We start from the raw sequence: 21770 nt of genomic DNA, 5'->3' as shown, positions 1-21770 counted from the left end.
GAGCGCTCAGGCGCGCGCTGCATCGGACTCACTGCGAGTGAAGACGAACGTATCTGCCTCGGAGGCAGCATTGTCGAAGCGATAGCCTGCGACATCAAAGTCCTTGAGGGTCTCTGGAGTATCGATATCTTCCTGAAGCATCCAGGCGCTCATCATGCCGCGTGCTTTCTTGGCATAGAAGCTGATGATCTTGGATTGCCCATTCTTCTCGTCCTTGAAGACAGGTGTAACGATACGATGACGGAAGGCCTTGCCATCAATGGCCTTGAAGTACTCGTTGGAGGCTAGATTGACGAGGACCGATGACCCACTGTCTTCCACGGCCTGTTCGAGCGCTGGGGTCAGTGTCTTGCGCCAGTAAGCGTACAAGTCCTTGCCCGCCGGGTTGCTCAGTCGTGTGCCCATTTCCAATCGATAAGGCTGAATCAAGTCAAGTGGACGCAACAGGCCGTACAGACCGGAGAGTATTCTCAGTTTTCGCTGTGCGCGCTCGAATTCAGCCTCACTGAAAGTATCAGCTGCCATGCCCTGATAGACATCTCCCTGAAAGGCGAGCACTGCCTGCTTGGCATTATCGGGCGAGAAAGGTGTCTGCCATTCCTGAAAGCGTGCTGCATTGAGGCCAGCCAGCTTGTCGGACAGCTTCATCAGGCTGGCGATATCCTGCGGCGACTGATCACGCAGGATATCGATCAGTGGCTGTGCTTGCTCCAGAAAGTCCGGTTGGGTATGACGTGACGTGACGGGGGCGCTATCGAAGTCCAGCGACTTGGCGGGCGAAATCACACTCAGCATGAAGACCTCCTGACGGGGAAAGATTCAGTATATCAGGGCGACAAGAAGGCCCCGAGTCCAGTGGAACTATCGGGGCCATAGGGCATGCATGGGATGTGCATCAGACGGTACAGTCAGTATCGCCGTATCAGGTATACGCCAGCGAACAGCAGCAGCACCCCTGCTACGCGACCTGGCGATAGATCATGCTGCGGGAAGGTTGCCCAGCCGAAGTGGTCCAGTACTACGGAGGCCGTCAGCTGACCGGCCAGGAAGGTCGCCATCATGGTCGCAGCACCCAGTTTGGGAACGAGGATCACGCTCGCTGCGACGAAGAAGGCGCCTAGCAGGCCGCCAGTCCAGCTCCACCATGGCGCCGCCTTCAATGCACCGATAGCCGGCATTGGTAGCCGCATGGCCATCACGATGCCTATCAGTGCTATGGAGCCGATCACGAAGCTGACCATGGCCGCCATGATCGAGCTGTGAGTCTGCAGAGCTAGCGTGGAGTTGACGCCTGCCTGAATCGGCATCATGGCACCGGCGGCCACTGCCATCAGAACCATGCTCAGTTCAGTGGGATTCATTGTGCATTCCTTGAACGCTCACAGGCCGCGCGTGCTGGCCGGCCTGTGAGCGTGCGATGCTGTGGGAGGAGTTGTCGCGCGAGTGCTCTGGAGCGATCAGAGCCCACGTTTGAGCAGACGCCAACGGGATGAAGCGTGATCAGGGGCAGGGATTGGGTGCGGTGTTGTGGATCATCTCGATCTCGGCCAGCACTTCATCGCTCAGCTCGACCTCAAGGCTTTTGATGTTGCTTTCCAGCTGCAGCATGGTGGTGGCACCGATGATGTTGCTGGTCAGGAAGGGGCGCGTATTCACGAAGGCGAGCGCCATCTGGGCCGGATTCAGGCCGTGACGACGCGCGATATCCACGTAACAGGCGATGACGTGCTGAGCCGGTTCAGCGTTATAGCGCTGAAAACGCTCGAACAGTGTCAAGCGAGCGCCTTCCGGGCGCGCGCCATCCAGATACTTGCCAGACAGGGTGCCGAAGGCCAGCGGGGAATAGGCAAGCAGGCCAACATCTTCACGGTGTGCGAACTCTGCCAGGCCTACCTCAAAGCTGCGGTTGACCAGGTTGTAGGGGTTCTGAACGCTGGCGACGCGCGGAAGATTCAAGCGCTCGGCCAGATTCAGGCACTGCATCACGCCCCACGGCGTCTCGTTGGAGAGGCCAACGGCGCGAATCTTGCCAGCAGTGACCAGTTCGCCGAGTGCTGAAAGGCTTTCTTCCAGCGGGGTCATGTCTTCGTCTTCAACTGCCTGATAGCCCAGCTTGCCGAAGAAGTTGGTCTTGCGGTCCGGCCAATGCAATTGATAGAGGTCGATATAGTCGGTACCGAGGCGACGCAGGTTGTCATCGCAGGCGGCGAGAATCTGTTCACGCGTCAGGCGAGAGCCGCCACGCAGATAGTCCATGCCCGGGCCTGTCACCTTGGTGGCAATCTTTACCTGATCACGATTGCCGCGAGCTGCCAGCCAGCTGCCGATGTACTGCTCGGTGCGACCCTGGGTTTCTCCGTTTGGGGGGACCGGGTACATTTCGGCGGTGTCGATGAAGTCGATACCGGCCTCGAGCGCGCGATCAAGCTGTTGATGTGCATCGGCTTCGTTGTTCTGCTCGCCAAAGGTCATGGTGCCAAGGCATAGCAGGCTGACGTCAATGCCGGTACGGCCGAGAGCTCTACGTTGCATGCGGAATTCACCTATCGAATGGATGTCTGGAAATGCAGGGAAGAGCGAGTATCGGGCGCCGGTTTCGTGAGGAACCCGTCGGCAATTTCGCTCGGGGGACGGCGCACATATTAGCAGTGTAATAAAAACCCACAAGGCAGGGTTGAGTCCCTCCGATTGCGCGCGTATGCTTGGCGCCCCGCCGTCAGGGGAGCAGTCTTTCGAGACCGCCCGCAAGGGTAAACTGACCGCGGTGGCAAGGAGAACAGCGTCGCAGACTCAGGATCGAGTTACATACGGCGTCACCCCTCTTATCAGTTTCAAGGTTACTCGTCATGCCGCAGGCCCAAACCCTGATGACCGGACTGAAATACCGCCTGGCGGAGCGTCTGTTCCACGCCTCCTGGCTTTCCGGCTCTCAGCAGAAGCATCGTCTGACCATGCGTCTGTTCAATCACTGCGCGAATGCCGGTCACACCGGCGCGCTGTCATTGTACGGTCACATGCTTTTCCAGCGTGGCAATTCCGCGCAGGAAAAGGCCAAGGGCGCACGATTCGTCATCAAGGCCGCCCAGGCGGGCGACGTGCACGCCCAGTATCAGGCTGCATGTATCTACGAGCACGGTTGTGCCCAGTACCAGAGTGATCCGGCCAAGGCTGTGACCTGGTATGCGCGTGCTGCGGAGTGCCATCATGCACTCGCCGCCCAGCGCCTGGCGCATGCTTACCGTGAAGGCTCGCTGGGACTGTCGGTCTGTCCGCACAAGGCTGAACAGTGGGAAGCCCACGCGCGTACTGGCAGTGACGCTGAACTGCACTAAGGGTGATTCGCCTGATGCGGCGGTACTTCAAGCCTCTCTCAACAACGCCCTCCTTGCGAGGGCGTTGTTGTCTCTTGCCGTCACGTGAACATCGACGTTCATCGGTAGGCGTGCAGGACTCGCCAAGCGGGGGGCAATTCCCGTAACCTGAAGACATTCAACCTCTTCTCGCCCGGGCCTTGCCTGCCTGAGACACCTTGGGAGATCTGTGTGACGCTGCCTATTCTGCTCGATATTGAAGCCTCCGGCTTTGGCCGCGGCAGCTATCCGATCGAGATCGGCTTGGCGCGTGCCGACGGTAGTAGTTGCGCCTTTCTTATCCAGCCACTGGATGAGTGGGTCCACTGGGATCCCAAGGCGGAGCTGCTGCACGGCATTTCACGTGCTCGACTGGCACGAGAAGGACGGCCCGTGCGTGAGGTAGCACAGTGGGTCAATGATGAGTTGAGTGAAACGCGTCTCGCTTATAGCGACAGCTGGGGCTATGACAATACTTGGCTATCGTTGCTCTTCTATCATGCCGGTATGTTGCCGCGTTTTCGGTTGGAAGCGCTGCGGCGCTTGCTTGATGAAGATCAGCTCAATGTCTGGGCGGATCTCAAAGAGGCGGTGATCACCGAGGGCGGGATCCAGCGTCATCGTGCTGGCGACGATGCGCGCTTGTTGCAGTTGACATGGCAACGGGCTCAGCATATCGATCGCGAGTAGCCGCCATGCTTTCATCATTGCACATTGATAGTGGTGTGTTCTGAGGGTCAGAAGCCAAAAAAGGGCTGCCTATTTCTCTTGCGAGAGAGGCAGCCCTTTTTTGTGGTTTCACAGGCAGTATTTCATACCGTCTGGAACGTCGTCTCAGGTACCGGTGATGGCCAGCAGTACCTTGCCGGTACTGGCGTTTTCCTGGATATAGGCATGGGCGGCGTCTGCCTCTTGAATTGGCCAGCTACGATCGATATGCGGGCGCAGCTCGCCACGTGCGAGACGCGGCCAGACATGTACGTAGAGCGCATCCAGCACCATGCCCTTGCCTTTGGGCGAGCGAGAACGCAGTGTCGAGCCGATCAATCGCTGGCGTTTCATCAGCATGCGTCCCAGATCCAGTTCATCCATGCGCCCGCCCATCAGGCCGATCAGCACCATGCGGCCATCCTGGTTCAGTACTTGCTGATTGCCGGCCAGATAGCCACCGCCGACGGGATCGAGGATCATGTCAGCGCCACCCCATTCGTTCACCGCATCGACAAAGCTGCCATCGTGACGATTCCAGCCAGCATCTGCCCCTAGTCGCAGGCAGGTCTCCAGCTTTTCCTTGCTACCGACGGTGACGAAGCAGGGATGCCCGAACAGTCCGCATAGCTGGATAGCGGTCGTACCGATACCGCTGGCACCGGCATGCAGCAGCACTCGCTCCCCGCGCTTCAAATTGCCCTCGATGAACAGGTTCAGCCAAGCAGTCGCAAACATCTCCGGCAGGGCCGCTGCTTCGCGTAGGCCATAACCTTCCGGTACCGGTAGCACCTGTAATTCGTTGACCACCACCTCTTCGGCATAACCGCCACCTGACAGCAGTGCGCAGACTGGATCACCGACCTTGAAGCGCTCCACATGGCGACCGACTTCACGGATCGTTCCGCTGACTTCCAGTCCTAGAATCTGGCTGGCACCTTCAGGAGGCGGATATTGGCCAGCACGTTGCATCAGGTCGGCGCGATTGACACCAGCCCAAGCGACCTCGATGCGCACCTCATCTGATGCAATACCTTGAGGTGCCTCGCACTCCTGCCAGACCAGTGCCTCATTCTCGACGGCTATCGCAAACATTCGCTATCTCCTTGGCTTGGCAGGGCTGCTGCCTTCTTGTCGGTCGTGATCATGGGACTCACTGTCATCTGACTGTACGCGGACTGTGACTTGCCTGTCATGAGATGGCGTGAACCTGTCGTGATATCAAGCCCCTTTGATACAGACAGAGAGTTCCGCATCGCGCTGCGGTCTGAGGAGTGAGCATGATCGATACTGCCCGTGTTATCGCCGCCAAGTATCCAGCTTTTGCCCAGCGGCATCCGCTGATCCGCCAGCCGGCATTGGCGCTGCTACGTCGATTGGTACATGAACGCGAGATCAATACCTTTCTCGCCGAGCATTCCGAACTACGTGGCTTTGACTTCATTGATCGCGTACTGGACCACTTCTCCTTCGGCTACACCGTTTCTTCGCGAGAGCGTGAGAATATCCCGGCATATGGCCGCGTGGTCATCGTGGCAAATCATCCGCTGGGCTCACTTGATGGCCTGGCGCTCCTCAAGCTGGTAGGTGAAGTCCGCCGTGATGTGAAGATCATCGCCAACGACATCCTGATGAAGGTCGAGCCGCTGGCACCCTTGTTGCTGCCGCTGGATAACCTCAGTCGGCGCGGTTATCGCAAGAGTAGTGGCCTGATCTGTGATGCCCTGATGAACGAAGAGGCGGTGATCATCTTCCCTGCGGGAGAGGTCTCGCGCGCGGGTCCTACGGGGCCTCGCGATGGCAAGTGGTTGTCCGGTTTCCTGCACTTTGCACGCAAGACCAACGCCCCGGTATTGCCGATCCATGTCAGTGGGCGTAACTCGACACTGTTCTATGCGCTCTCGTTGCTGAATCGCGGTCTTGGTACATCGTTGTTGGCGCATGAAATGTTTCGTCAGCGTGCGCGCCAGCTCACGCTTCGCATCGGTGAGCTGATTCCGCTGGCACGGCTTGATAGCGATGCCCTAAGCACCAATGCCAAGACACGGTTGCTACGCAAGCATCTGTACCGTATCGGACGCGGAAAACAAGGGTTATTCATTACCGAGAAGGCGATCGGCCATCCAGAGGAGCGGCAGGCACTACGTGAAGAGCTCACGCCCTGTGAGCTATTGGGCGAGACGCGTGACGGTAAAAAGATCTATCTGTTCGATGCCTTTCCCGGCTCCAGTGTCATGCGCGAGATTGGCCGTCTGCGTGAAATCAGCTTCCGCCGTGTGGGGGAGGGGACGGGGCAGCGGCGCGATATTGATCGCTACGATGCGCATTATCGCCATCTAGTGCTATGGGATGACGCTGATCTCGAGATTGCTGGTGCGTATCGCATTGGAGAGGTGAGGCAGATTCTGGCTGCACATGGCGAGAAGGGACTCTATAGCCCGAGCCTGTTCCGCTTCACCCCAGCGCTACTCGAGCGCATGGATGAAGGGTTAGAACTGGGACGTAGCTTCGTGCAGCCGCGCTATTGGGGACGGCGCAGTCTTGATTATCTCTGGCAGGGGCTAGGCGCCTATTTGCGTTGTCACCCCGAGATTCGCTGGTTGTTTGGCCCAGTGACGCTTTCCAATAGTTATCCTGAAGCCGCGCGCGCATTGATTGTCAGCTATTACCGTCACTACTACGGGGATGATGAAGGCTTGGCGCGCGCGCGCGCGCCCGTTACCTCTTCGACATCTGACAGGGAGATGGACGCGGCAGCCCATCTGTTTGATGGTCAGGATGCTGCCGGTGATTTCCGACGTTTGCGCACCCAGTTGGATGCGATGGGTGTGACCGTGCCGACGCTTTACAAGCAGTATGCTGAGGTCACTGAGCCAGGCGGCACATGCTTCCTCGATTTCAGTGTCGATGCCGATTTCGGCTACTGCATTGATGGGCTGGTCATGGTCGACGTAGAGAAGATCACGGCCAACAAGCGTGCACGCTATATAGGGGTCGCTGCTGCTGGCGGCGACACGAATGCTCTCTCTGCTGTGTCTGTCAGAAACGATATCGCCAGCGGTGTCGAGTCAGTATATGGATGATTCGTGACGAATGCCGGCGCTGACCATCACGGAGTCGGGATGCAGGCCTCGGGTGTCAGGCGCGCAAGTAACGACGTAATCTCGCGTTCACTGATCAAGCGGGCGCGGGTGTCAGCATCCAGGAAGCCAGCCTCGACGGTGCGATCCAGAAATTCGAGTAGCGGTGCGTAGAAGCCATCGCTATCGAGCACGGCAATCGGCTTGGCGTGGAAGCGCAGATATTGCCAGGTCCAGGTCTCGAACAATTCCTCCAGCGTACCGATGCCGCCCGGTAGGGTGATGAAGGCATCTGCCAGCGCGGCCATCTGTGCCTTGCGCTCATGCATGTCCTCGACTTCGATCAGGCGGGTGAGACCGCCATGCGCCTTCTCGTTACGCACCAGCGCCTCGGGAATGATGCCTATCACTTCTCCGCCAGCAGCGAGCGCAGCATCGGCGAGCGCTCCCATCAGGCCGGCCCGTGCACCGCCATAGACCAGCCCCCAGCCACGCTCAGCGATGGCTTTGCCTAGTGCTTCAGCCTGTTGGCTGTGATGCGGTGAGTTACCCTCGCGGGAGCCTAGATAGACACAGATGCGATGCATACTTCTCTCCTGAAGGTCTGTTCTGAAGGTCTGTTCTGAAGGTCTGTTCTGAAGGTCTGTTCTGAAGGTCTGTTGTGACAACTTGCCTTGAATGAAGGGTTTGAAGAGCCACTGTTGCCGTTTGCCTTTTATCCTACCCGAGTTGCGCGCTGACGGTATGACGCCAACCAATGATTTCACCGTCGCATCATTCGGTAGGCAGCAGACTGCATTCATGGGCCTGCTCTGCTACCCTTGCCGCCCCCCCGCAGGCGACGGCTGGCGGGCGCTGACGCCCTTGAGCCTTCTCATGGGAATGCATCACAACCCACGACGATACCCGATGAGGGGAATCGCGTGACAACAGGGCAGGAGAGGCAGATGGCGCAGGTGCGCGGACGCTTCGCCAGTCGGCTGGGCTTCTTGATGGCCGCCGCTGGTTCGGCAGTAGGACTTGGTAATGTATGGGGTTTCCCGTCCCAGACAGCCAATAACGGAGGCGGAGCCTTCGTGGTGATGTATCTAGTGTTGGCCTTTCTACTGGCTTGGCCGGCACTGATGGCAGAGCTGGTCATTGGTCGTCATGGACAAGCCAATATCGTATCCAGCATGAGCCTCGGCCGTGGCCTCACCAAGCGCTTTGGTGCATTTGCGGGCTGGGTAGGCATGCTCACCGCGAGTTTGATTCTGGCCTTCTATGCGATCGTGGCGGGTTGGTTGCTCGGCTATACCGTCGCTCCCGTGACGCAAGCGTTCGGCATGGAGAGCGCCGCCAGTTGGCTGACGACCTTCGACTTCACGCGCAATGTCTCGCTGACGGCCGTCTTCCTCGGCCTGACCATGGCGATCGTGGTCGGTGGCGTGCGCGGCGGGATCGAGAAGTGGTCCACGCGCCTGATGCCTGTACTGCTGGTGTTGCTGGTGGGTTTGATTGGCTATGTACTGACGCTGCCGGGAGCCGACGAGGGACTTCGTGTCTATCTGACCCCCCAGTGGGATCGTATCTTCGATGCTGATCTGATGCTGAGTGCCATGGGACAGGCGTTCTTCTCGCTGTCACTGGGTGTGGGCGCGATGCTGATCTATGGCTCCTATCTCGGGCCGGAGCAGAACCTGCCACGCCTCGGGGTGCTGGTGACACTGATAGATGTCGGTATCGCCTTCCTCGCCGGACTGCTGGTGATTCCTGCCATGTATGCCGCACGTCATCTGGGCGTCGAGATCTTCGATGCCGAAGGCCTGCTGAAAAGCTCCGATACCTTGCTGTTCGATACGCTGCCAGCGCTGTTTTCCCAGATGGGTGGCGCAGGTGATGTGCTGATGGTGGCCTTCTTCGCATTGATGAGCGTGGCGGGTATCACGTCCTCTATCTCGATGCTGGAAGTGCCGGTATCTTTCGTGGTCGAGCGTGGCTGGCTCGGGCGGCGTGCCGCCACACTGGCTGTGGGTGCCACTGTGATGGCCGTCAGCCTGACCATCGCGGCCAACTTCGGCGCGTTGTTTGGCCTGGTGATCATGTTGACCACTCAGTACAGCCAACCGCTGGTCGCGCTGGTGATGTGCCTGCTGGTCGGCTGGGCAATGTCGCGTCATGCACTGCTCAAGGAGATCCAGAGCGGCGCGCCGGACATCGAGTCCAGCCTGTTCTGGAAGATCTGGCCGTGGTACGTGCGCGTGATCTGTCCGCTGTGCATTGCACTGGTCTTCGTGCATTCACTGCAAGGCTGATAGCCGTGAGGTAAGTATTTCCCACAACGCAAAAAGCCCGCCGATTGGCGGGCTTTTTCATGTCTGACAACCGAGGGATGTCATGTGTCGCCAGACAGTGAAGCGAGAGAGCGATAAAGACTCAGGGCAGCTCGGACAGCACGTCGTAGTGGGCATCGACCCAATGGCCGATGGCATTGCCATCGGCGTAAGCAAGGTGCTGGGCGTACTGGGTGTGTAAACAGCGCACTTGATTCCAGTCGCGGATGCCGCCGACGCCACGCTCTCGCATCAAATCACCAAAACCCTGGGCTTCGATGGCGGTGCGCTCCGCCTCGCTCATGAAGCTCCAGCGCTCGGCGACATAGGCTTCATGGCTGGCGCGATAGCGGGCCAGCAGCGTGTCATCAGACTTGAGGCTTTCTTCCAACCCCTTGATGACACCTTCAGCCTCGATGCGCGACAGCGAGATCTTGAGGCGTTCGTCGCACAGCCAGTAGAGGGTCGGGAAGGGCTTGCCATCCACCAGCGAATGCATGCGCAGCACCAGTGGGGTGCCTTCACCATCGGTGGCGGCCACGGCCTGGATGCCACGCGGTTTACGCCCGAGCTGGCGCTCGATGATCTCGAGCTCACGCGCGTCAGGACTATGATTGGTCAGGATCACCATGCTTACGGTCAGGCTCCAGCACACACTTGTTGGACCGGGAAACGGCCCGGAAGAACGCCTGGTTGAGCTGCTGGGGGCTTGGCACATAGCCATGCCACTCACGTTCGCAGTAGTCACTGCCGCGCGCCATCAGTTCTGGGGCCAGACGATTGAACCAGCCATCATAATCGTAGGGGTCAAGGCCCGGCAAGCTGATGTGGGGGTAGTCGGCGAAGCGCTCGATGAACCACGCCTCCAGCGCTGCCTCTACTTGCGCATGCAGCGCTGTCATCTCCGGATAAATCCACTTGCTGTAGCGAATGCCCATCGGGCCTCCTCGCTGGCGTGGCGGCAGGTAGCGGCAGGTAGCGGCAGGGTGACAGGTGGCGAGAGCCTCAGTCCTCACGCGCCAGCGGCGCGAACTGCCCATTGCCCAGTTCACACAGTAGCGCGGGAGCGAGACCGATCTCCAGTCCTCGGCGTCCACCGCTGATGAACATCTCCTCCACCCCCTCGGCGCTGTCGTCCACCCACAGCGGCAGACGCTTCTTCTGGCCCAGTGGACTGATTCCGCCCACCACATAGCCGGTGGCACGCTCGGCAGCATCATGTGCGGCCAATGCCGCCTTGCGTGCGCCAGCTGCCCGCGCCAAGGCCTTGAGGTTCAGTGTGCCCGTTACGGGCACGACCGCCACGACGAGTGGCTGGCGGGCATTGCTACCCTCCAACTGACAGACTAGTGTCTTGAAGACTAGGGCTGGATCAAGCTCCAGCGCCTGAGCGGCCTCTTCTCCATAGGCTGGCGCGCGCGGGTCGTGCGCATACTCCAGCGTACGATGCGGCTTGCCCTTGAGTAGCTTGAGCGCAGGCGTCATGCCGGCACACTCTCCACTGTCATGCTGCGTGCGTCGCGAGTCATGGCTGCCTCACGCAGGGCAGACACATCCAGCTCGGCGCTATCGGTGTGCTCGTGGAGATGGGTGATCAACGTCTCGCGCAGTTCGCCTTCAATGCGTCGCGACTGCTTGCTCTGATGATCAAATTGCACCAACACGCACTGTCCGCGTGCCCCGCATACGCCTTGCTGCCAAGCCTCTTGCGTGACAGTGAAAGAACTACCACCGAGACGAGATAGCCAGGTGCGGATTTCCACGTCCTGACCGTACTGCAGCTCAGCGAGAAAATCGACTTCAATACGCGCCATGATCAGTGGCCACTGGCGTGGGTCCAGGTCGGGCACAAAGACACGGAACAGATCATTACGCGCCCACTCGAACCACGCCGGTAGACGGGTGTTGTTGACGTGTCCGAGGGCATCGGTATCGAAGAAGGCGGGTTCCAGTCTTTTGAAGTACATGCCATCACTCCTGTGAACGTTCGCGCTGCCGAAGGCGCTCCAATCGGCCCATTGACCTCAGACTATCAGGAAGACTGGAGTTGTGTCGTTCGACGCGAGATCAATCGTCGTTGCAGTGGAATGAACACGGCAAGCCATGCTGTTGCCACGAGGAAGCCCAATAGAGTGCCGAGCGCGACGCCTATCGTCGGATAACTGAGCGAGACCACCACGGCGTAGCACAGCAGCGAGCCAAGACCCGCGGGGTAGTGCTTGATCACGGTGGCAACGGCTGATGGCCCTTGCGTCAGATGCAAGATGACCAGCAATGGATACATGGTGACCGGAAATGCCGCGACCAGCCCCGCCCACGAAGGCGGCAGCACATGGGCTAGTGCGGTGATGCTGAACACGATGCCGGCGGCCAATGCTGCGCGTGCCATCAGAGTGATCCACGAGAAGGGCGTTTTGCTGGCGGGTGTTTCTGGCACATTGCGATACAGGCGCATACAGAGCGCGATGGCGGCAAGCGTAACCAGCACGCCTGTCACGCGTGTGAAATTGAACTGCGCCAGCACCAGGCTGGCCACCAGCCATGCCAGCATGCCGCCCAATGTGCCATTGATCACGCCACGGATACCCGTCGCGCGACCGCCAAGCCAGTAACCCGTTCCTAGTGCGAGCGTCGAAGAAAAGCCCGCCAGGGTATAGACGGCGCTCTGGCCGGCGAAATCAGGCGAGATCTCGATGCCGATAAACCCTAATGTGATGGCCGTGCCCAGCGGATAGCCAGACAGCATTCCTGCGGTACGGGTCGAGAGTCGCTCTGCGACCAGCGACAGTCCCAGGACCACCGCGATGGAAATCAGCAGTTTCAGCACTTGCAGGCCAAATTCTGGCGTCAAAACGCTTTCCATCAATGCGAGTCCCAAAAGCGTCGATGGCAAAGCGAGATCTTGCCAAGTGCTAGTCCAGAAGCCTGATGCTGGTGTGCCTCGGCTACCTCACTGAAATCAAACTGGCGGTCGTCAAGGTGGACCTTGAACTCGCCTTCCTCGACCAACTCCACCAGCTTGCCCAGTGCCTGACGTTGCTGCTCGTGACCGATGCCAGCCGTCAGGGGCAGCAGGATAGAAAGTACTTCGAGGCTGCGACTGCCGGCATGTAGCGGCGAGAGGTCGGCCATGGTGCGGGCATTGATCGTCACGATGCGACCGCCTAGCTTGCTGGCGGCGAAGCTGGCGGCCAGGTTGTCACCTCCTACACAGTCGAATACCAGGTCAAAGCCCTGGCCTTCGGTCAGGCGTGCGACATACTCCGACACGGCTTCCTCGCGGTAGAGCACGACGTGTTCTGCACCGCAGGCACGTGCCATATGTGCCTTGGTATCGCTTGAGACCGTGGCGGTGACTTCTGCGCCCAGCCAGCGTGCGATCTGAAGCGCGATATGCCCCACACCACCGGCACCCCCGTGAATCAGTACGCGCTGTCCGGCTTCCAGCTGGCCGCGCTCAATCAGTGCCTGCCAAGCCGTGATGAATACGACGGGTAGGGCACCTGCTTCCATGAAGCTCAGGCGGCGAGGCTTGCGAGTGATCAAACGCTCGTCGGCTAGCATGTAGTCGGCCAATGCACCTTGATGGGCACCAACCCCGCCGGCAAACCCGAGGACTTCATCACCGGGCGAGAAGGTCAGCACATTGTCGCCGACAGCATCGACCACACCGGCGACATCACCGTGCAGCACGCTGGGAGTGGGCGGGAGCAGTGTCACAAGGCCACCCGCCAGCTTCAGGTCAATCGGATTGACACTGGATGCCGCGACACGGATACGCACCTGACCAGGGCCAGGTGTGGGTAGTGGGCATTCAGTAGCAACAAATTCGGCATCCGGGCCGGGGTTGCGCAGCACCATGGCGTGCATGGAAGCGAGCATGTGACGTCCTCGTTGAAACAAGTTCCGGCCATCTCGGCCAGTGAACGGCACACCCTACCCATTGCACCGAGACTCGGCAATGCGACCAAGGCGGGTTGTACAGGGTGATTTGCTGAATTGTGTGTTCAGAAACGCAAAAGCCCCTGCCATCAGGCAGGGGCTTGGAGCATGTTGCGGCCAGAAAGCCTATCTCAGTGTCTGATCCACAGTACGTAACATGCTGCCATCAGGCGTTCTGACGCTTGGCCTTCTTGTCGACCGGTGCTATTTCGCCGGACTTTACCTTGGCCAGATACTGGCTCAGCTCGCGCTTCACGACTGGCATCAGGTAGTAGAGGCCGATGACGTTCGCGATGGACATGGCGAAGATCATCGCATCGGAGAAGTCGATGACCGGCCCCAGGCTCATGGACGACCCGATGACGACGAAAGCAAGGAAGATCAGCTTGTAGAGGATTTCAGAACCCTTGCCTTCACCGAACAGGTAGGTCCATGCCTTCAGGCCGTAGTAGGACCAGGACAGCATGGTAGAGAAGGCGAACATCAGTACCGCGAGTGCCAGCACATACGGGAACCACGGGAAGGCGGTTTCAAAGGCGTAGGAGGTCAATTGAACGCCACCAAGGCCTTCGACCTGGTAAGCGCCAGTGATGACGATAACCAATGCAGTCATGGTGCAGATGACGACGGTATCGATGAACGGCTCGAGCAGCGCAACGATACCTTCAGTGGCCGGCTGGGATGTCTTGACCGCAGAGTGAGCAATGGCAGCAGAACCGATACCGGCTTCGTTGGAGAAAGCGGCACGTTTGAAGCCCTGAATCAGTACGCCGACGATACCACCACCGACCGCGACTGGAGCAAAGGCACCTTCAATGATGGCGCTGAAGGCATCCGGAATCGCGCTGAAGTTGAAGCCGAGAATGATGAGGGCTGAGATTACATAGATGATCGCCATCATCGGGACCAGTTTCTCGGTGACGCGAGCGATGGATTTGATGCCGCCGATGATGACCATGCCGACAATGGCCGCCATCACGAGGCCGAATAGCCAGCCGTAACCGATCAGGAAGCTGGTATCACCGCCGGTGACGTTGACGGCCTGCTGATAGGACTGATTGGCCTGGAACATGTTGCCGCCGCCGATGGAACCGCCGATGGCACAGATGGCGAAGAAGATCGCGAGTACCTTGCCAAGACCAGCCTTGCCGTTTTCAGCGAAGCCCTTGGAAAGGTAGTACATCGGGCCACCGGAGATAGAGCCATCCGGATTGATGTTGCGGTACTTCACCCCCAGGGTACATTCGCAGAACTTGGAGGCCATGCCGAGCAGGCCAGCAAGAATCATCCAGAAAGTCGCGCCCGGGCCACCGAGTGAGACAGCCACGGCGACACCAGCGATGTTACCGAGTCCGACTGTGCCAGATAGGGCTGTGGCCAGTGCCTGAAAGTGGGTGACCTCACCTTCATCCTTCGGGTCGGTGTAATCCCCTTTGACCAGACGAATGGCATGGCCGAACAGGCGGAACTGCACGAATCCGAAGTACAGGGTGAAGACGACGGCAGCAATGATCAGCCAGCCGACGATCAGCGGGAACTGGGTGCCTGCCACCGGCACGGAATAGAAGATGAACGAGACGATCGGATTGACGATCGGGCCAATGATGTCACTGATGGCTTGATCCATGCCTTCAGCACGTGCAGGGCTTGCGATAAGGCTGGCGATGAAGGCTGCCATGGTAGCGGCCCAGGGGGCCAGGGAGCGAATTCGACTCATGAGAAGAAACCTCGAGAAGCATGTTGTCGTTATAAGGGGGGCCGGGACATGACGTGTGCTATTTGCCCAGTGCTTTGCCAAGGGCATTTCATGGGGCTAGGGCACGACAGTGACGGGAACGGAGGCTTCTTGAATCAGATGAGCGGTGACGCTACCGAAAATGCGCGAGCGGACGCTCTCACCCTTGCGGCCGACGATGATCAGCTCGGCATTCACTTCGCGAGCCAGCAGACTCAGGATCTCGGCCGCATCACCGTGGCGTACTCGTCCTTCTACTTGATAACCCTCTTTTTCCAGTTCAGCGATGGCCGGTGCCAATACGCGTTCGCGTGCCAGCTTGATCTCATTCTCACGGCGTCCAGCGCGTTGAGCATTCTCTTCCGGCGTGTTGAAGCTGTAGGGCGACCACTCAACGACGTAACACAGAATGATATTGGTCTCTGGCCCGATGAGGGTGGCGACCCGCTTGGCATGGGCGATGGCGCTATCGCCACCCGGTGTGCCATCCAGTCCGACAATCAGGGAGGTGGTCATTAAGGCTCTCCAGGAGCTTGCTAGCCATTGTGATGCGGCTAGCGGATTCTTGTTGAAATACCGTCCGTAGACGGTTGAATGAACTTTACTCCTCGTAACTGGCAGAAATCCCTGCGTTAATAACGCTTCATGAAACGATGATTAAACGAAAGAATATTGAGAAGCCTTCGCTACTCAAGCATTTACCGTGCCTGATAATTCCTGGGCCACTGTGAACAAGGTGCTGTCGCCAGTTGCCAGACGACAGCGCTGCCACCATGGGTCGTGATGGTGCACAAGCAGAGCGCGAGTGGACTGTTATCCGGCAGGCCATGGACTTCGGGAAATAGAAGTTATGTACGGTAGCTGAATTGTGGTGGCTGGAATGCCTAAAGAAATATGCAGTAGCGAGGAGAGGTCTGGATGAGGAGTCAGGGTAGGGGCAAAGTAAAGGCGCAAGACATTCTTGCTTGGCGACCGCGTCAAGCACTAGCAGGTGGCCGCCACTAGGTGACTACGACAGGTTGTGCAAAGCGCAGTCGCAGAAGGGGAGTTGGCAGGCGAGGCTAGCCTACCGGTAGACTTTCGCTATCGGGCTACACCAGCCGCTGGTGGGTAAGGTCTTGCCAAGCGGCGTCAATGGGCCATGCCAGTGGCTGACGCAGGTGTTCAGGCAGTGCGATCAGCGCGGCGTCGGGGCTGGCATGCTCACGCATGCGCATCCAGCAATAGGCCCAGGCGCAGGCTGCATCACTGTCGCCGGGGAGAGGGCGCGCTGGCATCTGCATCAACAGGAATAATGCCGCCTTGGGTGCCCATAGAGGCGCACCGCCATCATTGGCCCAGCGTTCCAGCATCGCCCCATCGGGGTTGGATGAAGGCTGGCCGAGGCTTGCTACGCGTGCCGTATCGGCCAGTAGTACGGCAAGACGCTCACTGTCGCCTCGGCCATGGGTCAGCCAGGCGACCAGCAAGCCGGGAAGACCCCGCTGTGCCTGTTGGTAAAAAGTGTCTTCTGACATGCGCAAAGCCTTATGCTGTAGTAAATCCACAGGGATTGTTGTACTCGCTAGCCTTTTATCGGCGAGATGACGAGTCCTGCCTCACGTTACCTGCTACAGGGAGAACCCGTCATGGAATATGATTTTCTCACCCCTATTGATCGACGCCAGTATCCATCCCAGAAGTGGGATCGCTACGATGCCGATATCCTGCCGCTTTGGATTGCTGACATGGATTTCAGCGCCCCACCGGCAGTGACACGAGCACTGGCTGAGCGAGTGGCACATCCGGTTTACGGCTATGCCAAGCCCTCAAGCAGTCTTGACGACAGTCTGCGCGACTGGAGTCGTGAGCATTATGGCTGGGAGGTGCCGCGTGAGGCTATTGTCTGGCTACCTGGTGTGGTGCCGGCACTGCACCTGGCCAGTCTGGCACTGACGTCACCCGGTGCTGGCGTGGTCACGACGACCCCGATCTATCCGCCCTTTTTGAAGGTGGCCCAGAAGACTGGCCGCCTGGCGCAGATGGCACCGCTGACAGAGCCACTGACAGCGGGTGGCCCTTGGCGTCTGGACATGGAGGTGCTGGAAGCGGCGATCACGCCCGAGACCGAGCTGCTGCTATGGTGCCATCCGCATAATCCTACCGGCCGCGTCTGGCGCGAGGAAGAGCTCGATGCACTGGCAGAGCTGATCGAGCGTCATGATCTGCTGGTGATTTCCGATGAGTTGCATGCCGATCTGGTCGTTGACCCGACGGCTCGTCATATTCCCTTGGCCAGTTTGAATGAAAAGCTGGCAGCGCGTTGCGTGACCTTGTGGGCACCCTCCAAGACCTTCAATACGGCCGGGCTGACATTCGCCTGTGCGGTGATCACCAATCCCGAGTTACGCGCGCGCTTCACTGATGCAACCAATGGCCTGATGCCCGATACCAATGTGCTTGGCATGGCAGCGACCGAAGCGGCATGGCGTGAGGGCGAGCCGTGGCGTCAGGAGTTGTTGAGCGTGCTGCGTGACAATCTCGATCTGCTGGAAGCGTATGTGGCGCGCTGGGACGGCGTCAGCATGTCGCGGCCAGAAGCGACCTATCTTGCCTGGTTGGATATGCGTCAGGCTGGGCTGGGGGATTCACCACAGCAGACGCTGATTGATGAGTGCGATGTCGCCCTGTCAGACGGTGCTGACTTTGGTTGGCCGGGATTTGTACGTCTGAACTACGGGACTACCCGGTTACAGCTGGAGCAGGCGTTATTACAGATGGATCAACGGCTGGCGGCTCAAGATAAGTGACAGACGAGAGCATGATCCAGATCACGTCATCGAAGTCTTGTGTATCTCTTCCTTGAATTGATAATCATTATCGTTAAGTCTGTAGTGAGGTCGCTCGAAACGAGCGGCTGTCATTCAGGAGGTGGAGCGATGATGCGCGAGATTTCAGCAGAGAACGGGCAAGGGTCTGTCTGGCGGGAGGGAGTCTCGTATGCTGCCTGCCACCAGTGGTGCTGCCATGGTGGCTGTCTGCGACTGGCGCGTCAGGCCAGCGCTTCGCTTGAGGATGTATTCTGGGAGTTTCCGCTTACCGCACAGCAGGCGCGGGCGCGACCCTCACTACTCAGAGGCTGGTCTCGTCATCGCTCATAGCGCGTAGCCAAGGCACCGTCCGCGCAGCGCCACGCACTCTCATGGATTCACGTACGGCATCGCAAAGCGCCCCATGGACATCTCATGTCCATGGGGCGCTTTTTTACCGTCTGATGGCCGTCAGCATCGTATCCGCAGAGGGGCATCAAGTCTCAAGTGATGCGATATCAATACATCAGCGCGAAGAGCTGGCGGCGGAAGCGCACCGTTAGCTCATGCGTTGCGCCAAGAGCATCGAATACGCGCAGCAGTGTCTTGCGTGCAAGGTCTTCACCGTACTGGCGATCGGTCTTGACCAGGCTGATCAGAGCATCCAGTGCCAGTTCGTAATGACCATCAGCCAGATCGCGCATGGCACGTTGGTAGCGTGCTTCACTGTCGTCTCGCTCCATCATTGCCTGGACGTCTTCCGGCGTCGGCGCTTCGGCGATGAAATCGATGCGCGCCCTGACTCCGCGCGCTTTCGCGCCATCACGATCTTCCGGCTTCAGTGAGTCGAGCAGCTGGCGAGCGTCTTCGCCATTGCCTTCGGCCACGAGAACGGAGGCGAGATTGATACGGTATTCCGGTACATCCGGTGCGTCCTGAGCGAGCTGCTGATATAGCGCCTTGGCAGTGCCGAGGTCACCGTTCTCAAGCGCTTCTGCCGCCTGTTCTGACAGGTTAGGGCCGCCCCCCGCTGCAGGTAGCACCTGATGCTGAGCGAGGAACGTGGTGACTTCTGCTTCCGACAGTGCCTGGGTGAAGTTGCCAGACAGAGAGCCTTGCATCACCAGCTTGACGTCCGGCACTGATTGCACGCCCAGCTGAGCGGCGATATCACGGTTGTCATCGACATTCAGCTTGGCAAGGATGAAGCCACCGGCATATTCCCGTGCCAGCTTCTCCAGTACCGGTATCAGTGCCAGGCAGGATTCGCTCGACGGTGACCAGCAGTCAAGTAGCACCGGCACCTGCATGGAGGCTTCCAGTACCTGCTGCAGATTGCTCATGTCGACATCAATGATGTAGGTGTTGGCATCCTCCGCCTGTCGGGGGGCTGCTGCGCTGCCAGCGCCGACAATGCCTTCTGGCTGGGCTGCAGTGGTGTCATTTCCGGTCAATGGCTTGCCGGTATTGGGATCGATGATCATGAGACATGCCCCGAAGATTCTGTATGCGATTCAAGGCTCGCAAGCGAGCCGGTTGGCCTGATGATGCGGGCCGACGCAGCGGAGTTCAAGGTGCTCGCACATGAGAGGCAGGCATTGGCACTTCAGGGTATCAGGCTGTCGCCCGCCAAAGAGGCGATACAGGCGACTTCCTTCTCGTTTAGTGGCATCACGGAAAGGCGTGCGCGCCTTACCAGGTGGCTTTCGGCCATCGGTGGAGCGGCCTTGATGCGAGGCAGGGGGAGAGTGGCGGAGAGCGGGCGCAGATAAGCAAGGTGCGGTGCCAGCCAGCGGGGTGGCTTTCCCGCTTCCAGATCAGCGACCTGGCGAGAATCAAACCCCGTGTGATCAGGATTGCTGGCAGTAGGATCCGGTAGTGCGATCTCACTGACGACGGCTAGCCCCACTATTGCAGGCACCTTGCAGCTGGAATGCTGGATAAGCACTACATCGCCGCAGCTCATTTCACGTAGAAAGTTGCGGGCTTGATAGTTGCGAACCCCATCCCATAGCGCGGGAGACTCACGACGTAGATCTTCCAGAGAGAAGGTGTCGGGCTCCGTCTTGACTAGCCAATGGCGCATGCGAGACTCCCTGCAAGGAAAATGGTGTCTGAAGATTCTCGCATGCTACCGCGCTGGACATGTTTTTTTGTGCGCATACGAAAAAGGCCTGATGCATAAGCATCAAGCCTTTCGAATTCTTGGTAGCGGGGACCGGATTTGAACCGATGACCTTCGGGTTATGAGCCCGACGAGCTACCAGACTGCTCCACCCCGCAACACTGGATACTGCTTTTGCTCCAACTCTCTGACGCATCAGATGTTGGTAGCGGGAACCGGATTTGAACCGATGACCTTCGGGTTATGAGCCCGACGAGCTACCAGACTGCTCCATCCCGCAACACTACGTTGGTTCCCTAAAAGTCTGAAAATACTGACTCTTCAATGGTAGCGGGGACCGGATTTGAACCGATGACCTTCGGGTTATGAGCCCGACGAGCTACCAGACTGCTCCACCCCGCATCAACGTGGGGCGTAGTATAAGCATATACAGCGCTGGGTCAACCGTTATCCCGTAATTGGTGCAAAGACTTTGCGATGTGCGAGTGAGGACAAACCTGCCATCGAGATTCAGGAGATAGTCGTCATTGCATGTGAGAGATCTGCTACATACTTTCCGGCTGGATATTGTCCATACTGGACTGTGACGCGCCTCGGACAAGCTGATAGCCGAATGCGTTGAGCGCACGGTGGTTATCACGCTGTTGGAGAGAGTCGCTATTGTCGTTATTACCGAGGCGGCAAACTGCCCAAGGGCAGGTTGCTGACCGGGAACATGCCATGCTGTGTCCGTTACAGGACACAGGACGTTCCAGGAACAGGGAGTTACAACACCATGACGCAAACAGCACCCGTTGCATGGGTTACCGGTGGGACCGGTGGTATTGGTTCCGCTATTTGTCGTGAGCTGGCGAGCCAGGGGTATCAGGTCATCGCTGGGTACAGGAACAAGGAAAAGGCAGAGGGTTGGCTAATAGAGCAGCATGCTGCCGGGTTCGAGAACATCGCTCTCTCTGGTATCGAGCTGGATAACTTCGAGGCTTGTCAGGCCGGTGTGGATGAAATTCGTGAGCGTTTCGGGCCGATCTCCGTACTGGTCAATTGTGCGGGCATCACGCGTGACACCACTCTGCGCAAGATGAGCTATGAGCAATGGCGCGAGGTCATCAACTGCAACCTCGATAGCGTCTTCAATACCTGCCGTGCTGTCATCAACGACATGCTGGAGCACAAGTACGGTCGCATCGTTAACATCTCCTCCATCAATGGCCGCAAGGGTCAGTTTGGCCAGGTGAACTACTCGGCAGCCAAAGCCGGGATGCACGGCCTGACGATGGCATTGGCGCAGGAAACTGCGACCAAGAACATCACCGTCAATACCCTGTCACCGGGCTATATTGCCACTGACATGATCATGAAGATTCCGGAAGAGATTCGCGAATCCATCCGTGAAACCATTCCGGTCAAGCGCTACGGTACTCCGGAAGAAATTGCGCGTGCTGTCGCCTTCCTTGCCGACGAGAAGTCAGGATTCATCACCGGCGCCAACCTGGACATCAATGGTGGTCAGTTCATGGGGTGAGGCGACGCTCGCCTTGCACTGGTTCGCGCCAGTTGGTTCTTTCGGCTCACGTTCATCCGGCCCGTGTTCATGAGGCTGGAGAGTGCACTTGCAGGGCATGCTGATTGAGTCCAGATGGAGGATGATTCCTCCATGATGAAATAAGCCCCCGCCTCGAGAGAGGCGGGGGCTTATTTTGTATTGCGCCGTTCAGGTGCGGCGCTGACC

At 58.6% G+C, this 21770-nt stretch carries 21 protein-coding genes, 3 tRNA genes and 1 pseudogene; 6 read left to right on the top strand and 19 right to left on the bottom strand.

Annotation, left to right across the window (positions count from 1 at the left end):
- Positions 1–6 precede the first annotated feature (6 nt).
- From yaaA to GQR90_RS16260, 3 genes are all read right to left on the bottom strand, one after another.
- Positions 7–795 (bottom strand): peroxide stress protein YaaA, encoded by a 789-nt coding sequence (gene yaaA, locus GQR90_RS16270; RefSeq protein ID WP_158775007.1) that lies wholly within the window; start codon positions 793–795, stop codon positions 7–9.
- A 113-nt stretch (positions 796–908) separates the two neighbouring features.
- Positions 909–1361, bottom strand: coding sequence for a DMT family transporter (locus GQR90_RS16265; RefSeq protein ID WP_158775006.1), 453 nt, complete (start codon positions 1359–1361; stop codon positions 909–911).
- Positions 1362–1500: 139 nt separating this feature from the next.
- Positions 1501–2532 (bottom strand): NADP(H)-dependent aldo-keto reductase, encoded by a 1032-nt coding sequence (locus tag GQR90_RS16260; RefSeq protein ID WP_158775005.1) that lies wholly within the window; start codon positions 2530–2532, stop codon positions 1501–1503.
- Between the two features lie 314 nt (positions 2533–2846).
- On the opposite strand from GQR90_RS16260, the gene GQR90_RS16255 reads away from it, so the two are divergent.
- Positions 2847–3332: a tetratricopeptide repeat protein gene (locus GQR90_RS16255; protein WP_158775004.1), complete on the top strand. Its 486-nt coding sequence runs from the start codon at positions 2847–2849 to the stop codon at positions 3330–3332.
- A gap of 210 nt (positions 3333–3542) precedes the next feature.
- A complete protein-coding gene (locus GQR90_RS16250) occupies positions 3543–4040 on the top strand; it encodes a hypothetical protein (RefSeq protein ID WP_442778528.1) in 498 nt (165 codons plus the stop codon).
- A gap of 144 nt (positions 4041–4184) precedes the next feature.
- Here GQR90_RS16250 and GQR90_RS16245 read toward each other — a convergent pair whose 3' ends face one another.
- Entirely contained in the window at positions 4185–5153 is a 969-nt protein-coding gene (locus tag GQR90_RS16245; protein WP_158775003.1) for an NAD(P)H-quinone oxidoreductase, read from the bottom strand.
- A gap of 185 nt (positions 5154–5338) precedes the next feature.
- Here GQR90_RS16245 and GQR90_RS16240 point away from each other — a divergent pair, with 185 nt between their 5' ends.
- On the top strand, positions 5339–7141 hold the full coding sequence (locus GQR90_RS16240) for a GNAT family N-acyltransferase (RefSeq protein ID WP_158775002.1): 1803 nt from the start codon (positions 5339–5341) through the stop codon (positions 7139–7141).
- Positions 7142–7167: 26 nt separating this feature from the next.
- Here GQR90_RS16240 and GQR90_RS16235 read toward each other — a convergent pair whose 3' ends face one another.
- A complete protein-coding gene (locus GQR90_RS16235) occupies positions 7168–7725 on the bottom strand; it encodes a TIGR00730 family Rossman fold protein (protein ID WP_158775001.1) in 558 nt (185 codons plus the stop codon).
- Positions 7726–8085: 360 nt separating this feature from the next.
- Here GQR90_RS16235 and GQR90_RS16230 point away from each other — a divergent pair, with 360 nt between their 5' ends.
- Positions 8086–9432, top strand: coding sequence for a sodium-dependent transporter (locus GQR90_RS16230; protein WP_158775000.1), 1347 nt, complete (start codon positions 8086–8088; stop codon positions 9430–9432).
- A 121-nt stretch (positions 9433–9553) separates the two neighbouring features.
- Here the strand turns inward: GQR90_RS16230 and GQR90_RS16225 are convergent, their stop codons facing one another.
- The 9 genes and pseudogenes from GQR90_RS16225 to GQR90_RS16185 all read right to left on the bottom strand — a co-directional run bounded on the left by GQR90_RS16225 (position 9554) and on the right by GQR90_RS16185 (position 16644).
- Entirely contained in the window at positions 9554–10081 is a 528-nt protein-coding gene (locus GQR90_RS16225; protein WP_158774999.1) for a DUF501 domain-containing protein, read from the bottom strand.
- Entirely contained in the window at positions 10059–10388 is a 330-nt protein-coding gene (locus GQR90_RS16220; RefSeq protein ID WP_158774998.1) for a hypothetical protein, read from the bottom strand. The genes GQR90_RS16225 and GQR90_RS16220 overlap by 23 nt, the downstream gene beginning before the upstream one ends.
- A gap of 67 nt (positions 10389–10455) precedes the next feature.
- Complete coding sequence (locus GQR90_RS16215; RefSeq protein WP_158774997.1) at positions 10456–10935, bottom strand: aminoacyl-tRNA deacylase; 480 nt, start codon at positions 10933–10935, stop codon at positions 10456–10458.
- 80 nt (positions 10936–11015) lie between these two features.
- Positions 11016–11417: pseudogene (locus GQR90_RS16210) on the bottom strand (acyl-CoA thioesterase); the annotation flags it as partial.
- Positions 11418–11482: 65 nt separating this feature from the next.
- Positions 11483–12313 carry a hypothetical protein gene (locus GQR90_RS16205; RefSeq protein WP_158774995.1) on the bottom strand — a complete coding sequence of 277 codons (831 nt, stop codon included), beginning with the start codon at positions 12311–12313 and terminating at the stop codon, positions 11483–11485.
- The gene (locus GQR90_RS16200) at positions 12313–13332 is read right to left on the bottom strand and encodes a zinc-dependent alcohol dehydrogenase family protein (RefSeq protein WP_199269444.1); all 1020 of its coding nucleotides are present in this window, start codon (positions 13330–13332) and stop codon (positions 12313–12315) included. Before GQR90_RS16200 ends, GQR90_RS16205 begins: the two co-directional genes overlap by 1 nt.
- A 226-nt stretch (positions 13333–13558) precedes the next feature.
- Positions 13559–15109 (bottom strand): alanine/glycine:cation symporter family protein, encoded by a 1551-nt coding sequence (locus GQR90_RS16195; RefSeq protein WP_199269443.1) that lies wholly within the window; start codon positions 15107–15109, stop codon positions 13559–13561.
- A 96-nt stretch (positions 15110–15205) separates the two neighbouring features.
- Positions 15206–15643, bottom strand: a complete 438-nt coding sequence (locus tag GQR90_RS16190; RefSeq protein WP_158774994.1) for a universal stress protein — start codon at positions 15641–15643, stop codon at positions 15206–15208.
- 575 nt (positions 15644–16218) lie between these two features.
- Positions 16219–16644, bottom strand: a complete 426-nt coding sequence (locus GQR90_RS16185) for a hypothetical protein (RefSeq protein ID WP_158774993.1) — start codon at positions 16642–16644, stop codon at positions 16219–16221.
- A 111-nt stretch (positions 16645–16755) separates the two neighbouring features.
- Between GQR90_RS16185 and GQR90_RS16180 the strand changes: the two genes are divergently transcribed.
- Positions 16756–17916: a MalY/PatB family protein gene (locus tag GQR90_RS16180; RefSeq protein WP_158774992.1), complete on the top strand. Its 1161-nt coding sequence runs from the start codon at positions 16756–16758 to the stop codon at positions 17914–17916.
- Positions 17917–18434: 518 nt separating this feature from the next.
- On the opposite strand, the gene GQR90_RS16175 is transcribed toward GQR90_RS16180, so the two are convergent.
- The 5 genes from GQR90_RS16175 to GQR90_RS16155 form a co-directional block, all read right to left on the bottom strand.
- Positions 18435–19400: a tetratricopeptide repeat protein gene (locus GQR90_RS16175; protein ID WP_158774991.1), complete on the bottom strand. Its 966-nt coding sequence runs from the start codon at positions 19398–19400 to the stop codon at positions 18435–18437.
- 122 nt (positions 19401–19522) lie between these two features.
- Positions 19523–20002: an EVE domain-containing protein gene (locus GQR90_RS16170; protein ID WP_158774990.1), complete on the bottom strand. Its 480-nt coding sequence runs from the start codon at positions 20000–20002 to the stop codon at positions 19523–19525.
- 120 nt (positions 20003–20122) lie between these two features.
- Positions 20123–20199 (bottom strand) — tRNA-Met (locus GQR90_RS16165).
- A gap of 45 nt (positions 20200–20244) precedes the next feature.
- Positions 20245–20321: transfer RNA gene (locus GQR90_RS16160), tRNA-Met, on the bottom strand.
- A 45-nt stretch (positions 20322–20366) separates the two neighbouring features.
- Positions 20367–20443: transfer RNA gene (locus GQR90_RS16155), tRNA-Met, on the bottom strand.
- 373 nt (positions 20444–20816) lie between these two features.
- Here GQR90_RS16155 and phbB point away from each other — a divergent pair.
- The gene (phbB, locus tag GQR90_RS16150; RefSeq protein WP_158774989.1) at positions 20817–21563 is read left to right on the top strand and encodes an acetoacetyl-CoA reductase; all 747 of its coding nucleotides are present in this window, start codon (positions 20817–20819) and stop codon (positions 21561–21563) included.
- Positions 21564–21770: the final 207 nt, after the last annotated feature.

The organism is Cobetia sp. L2A1 (assembly GCF_009796845.1).
Taxonomy (GTDB): Bacteria; Pseudomonadota; Gammaproteobacteria; order Pseudomonadales; family Halomonadaceae; genus Cobetia.
This window is presented reverse-complemented; position numbering and strand designations above follow the sequence as displayed.

Bases quoted from the DNA above. Each gene is read 5' to 3' on its own strand.
- yaaA (WP_158775007.1), bottom strand. From the start codon at position 795: ATGCTGAGTGTGATTTCGCCCGCCAAGTCGCTGGACTTCGATAGCGCC.
- GQR90_RS16265 (WP_158775006.1), bottom strand. From the start codon at position 1,361: ATGAATCCCACTGAACTGAGCATGGTTCTGATGGCAGTGGCCGCCGGT.
- GQR90_RS16260 (WP_158775005.1), bottom strand. From the start codon at position 2,532: ATGCAACGTAGAGCTCTCGGCCGTACCGGCATTGACGTCAGCCTGCTA.
- GQR90_RS16255 (WP_158775004.1), top strand. From the start codon at position 2,847: ATGCCGCAGGCCCAAACCCTGATGACCGGACTGAAATACCGCCTGGCG.
- GQR90_RS16245 (WP_158775003.1), bottom strand. From the start codon at position 5,153: ATGTTTGCGATAGCCGTCGAGAATGAGGCACTGGTCTGGCAGGAGTGC.
- GQR90_RS16240 (WP_158775002.1), top strand. From the start codon at position 5,339: ATGATCGATACTGCCCGTGTTATCGCCGCCAAGTATCCAGCTTTTGCC.
- GQR90_RS16235 (WP_158775001.1), bottom strand. From the start codon at position 7,725: ATGCATCGCATCTGTGTCTATCTAGGCTCCCGCGAGGGTAACTCACCG.
- GQR90_RS16230 (WP_158775000.1), top strand. From the start codon at position 8,086: ATGGCGCAGGTGCGCGGACGCTTCGCCAGTCGGCTGGGCTTCTTGATG.
- GQR90_RS16225 (WP_158774999.1), bottom strand. From the start codon at position 10,081: ATGGTGATCCTGACCAATCATAGTCCTGACGCGCGTGAGCTCGAGATC.
- GQR90_RS16220 (WP_158774998.1), bottom strand. From the start codon at position 10,388: ATGGGCATTCGCTACAGCAAGTGGATTTATCCGGAGATGACAGCGCTG.
- GQR90_RS16215 (WP_158774997.1), bottom strand. From the start codon at position 10,935: ATGACGCCTGCGCTCAAGCTACTCAAGGGCAAGCCGCATCGTACGCTG.
- GQR90_RS16205 (WP_158774995.1), bottom strand. From the start codon at position 12,313: ATGGAAAGCGTTTTGACGCCAGAATTTGGCCTGCAAGTGCTGAAACTG.
- GQR90_RS16200 (WP_199269444.1), bottom strand. From the start codon at position 13,332: ATGCTCGCTTCCATGCACGCCATGGTGCTGCGCAACCCCGGCCCGGAT.
- GQR90_RS16195 (WP_199269443.1), bottom strand. From the start codon at position 15,109: ATGAGTCGAATTCGCTCCCTGGCCCCCTGGGCCGCTACCATGGCAGCC.
- GQR90_RS16190 (WP_158774994.1), bottom strand. From the start codon at position 15,643: ATGACCACCTCCCTGATTGTCGGACTGGATGGCACACCGGGTGGCGAT.
- GQR90_RS16185 (WP_158774993.1), bottom strand. From the start codon at position 16,644: ATGTCAGAAGACACTTTTTACCAACAGGCACAGCGGGGTCTTCCCGGC.
- GQR90_RS16180 (WP_158774992.1), top strand. From the start codon at position 16,756: ATGGAATATGATTTTCTCACCCCTATTGATCGACGCCAGTATCCATCC.
- GQR90_RS16175 (WP_158774991.1), bottom strand. From the start codon at position 19,400: ATGATCATCGATCCCAATACCGGCAAGCCATTGACCGGAAATGACACC.
- GQR90_RS16170 (WP_158774990.1), bottom strand. From the start codon at position 20,002: ATGCGCCATTGGCTAGTCAAGACGGAGCCCGACACCTTCTCTCTGGAA.
- phbB (WP_158774989.1), top strand. From the start codon at position 20,817: ATGACGCAAACAGCACCCGTTGCATGGGTTACCGGTGGGACCGGTGGT.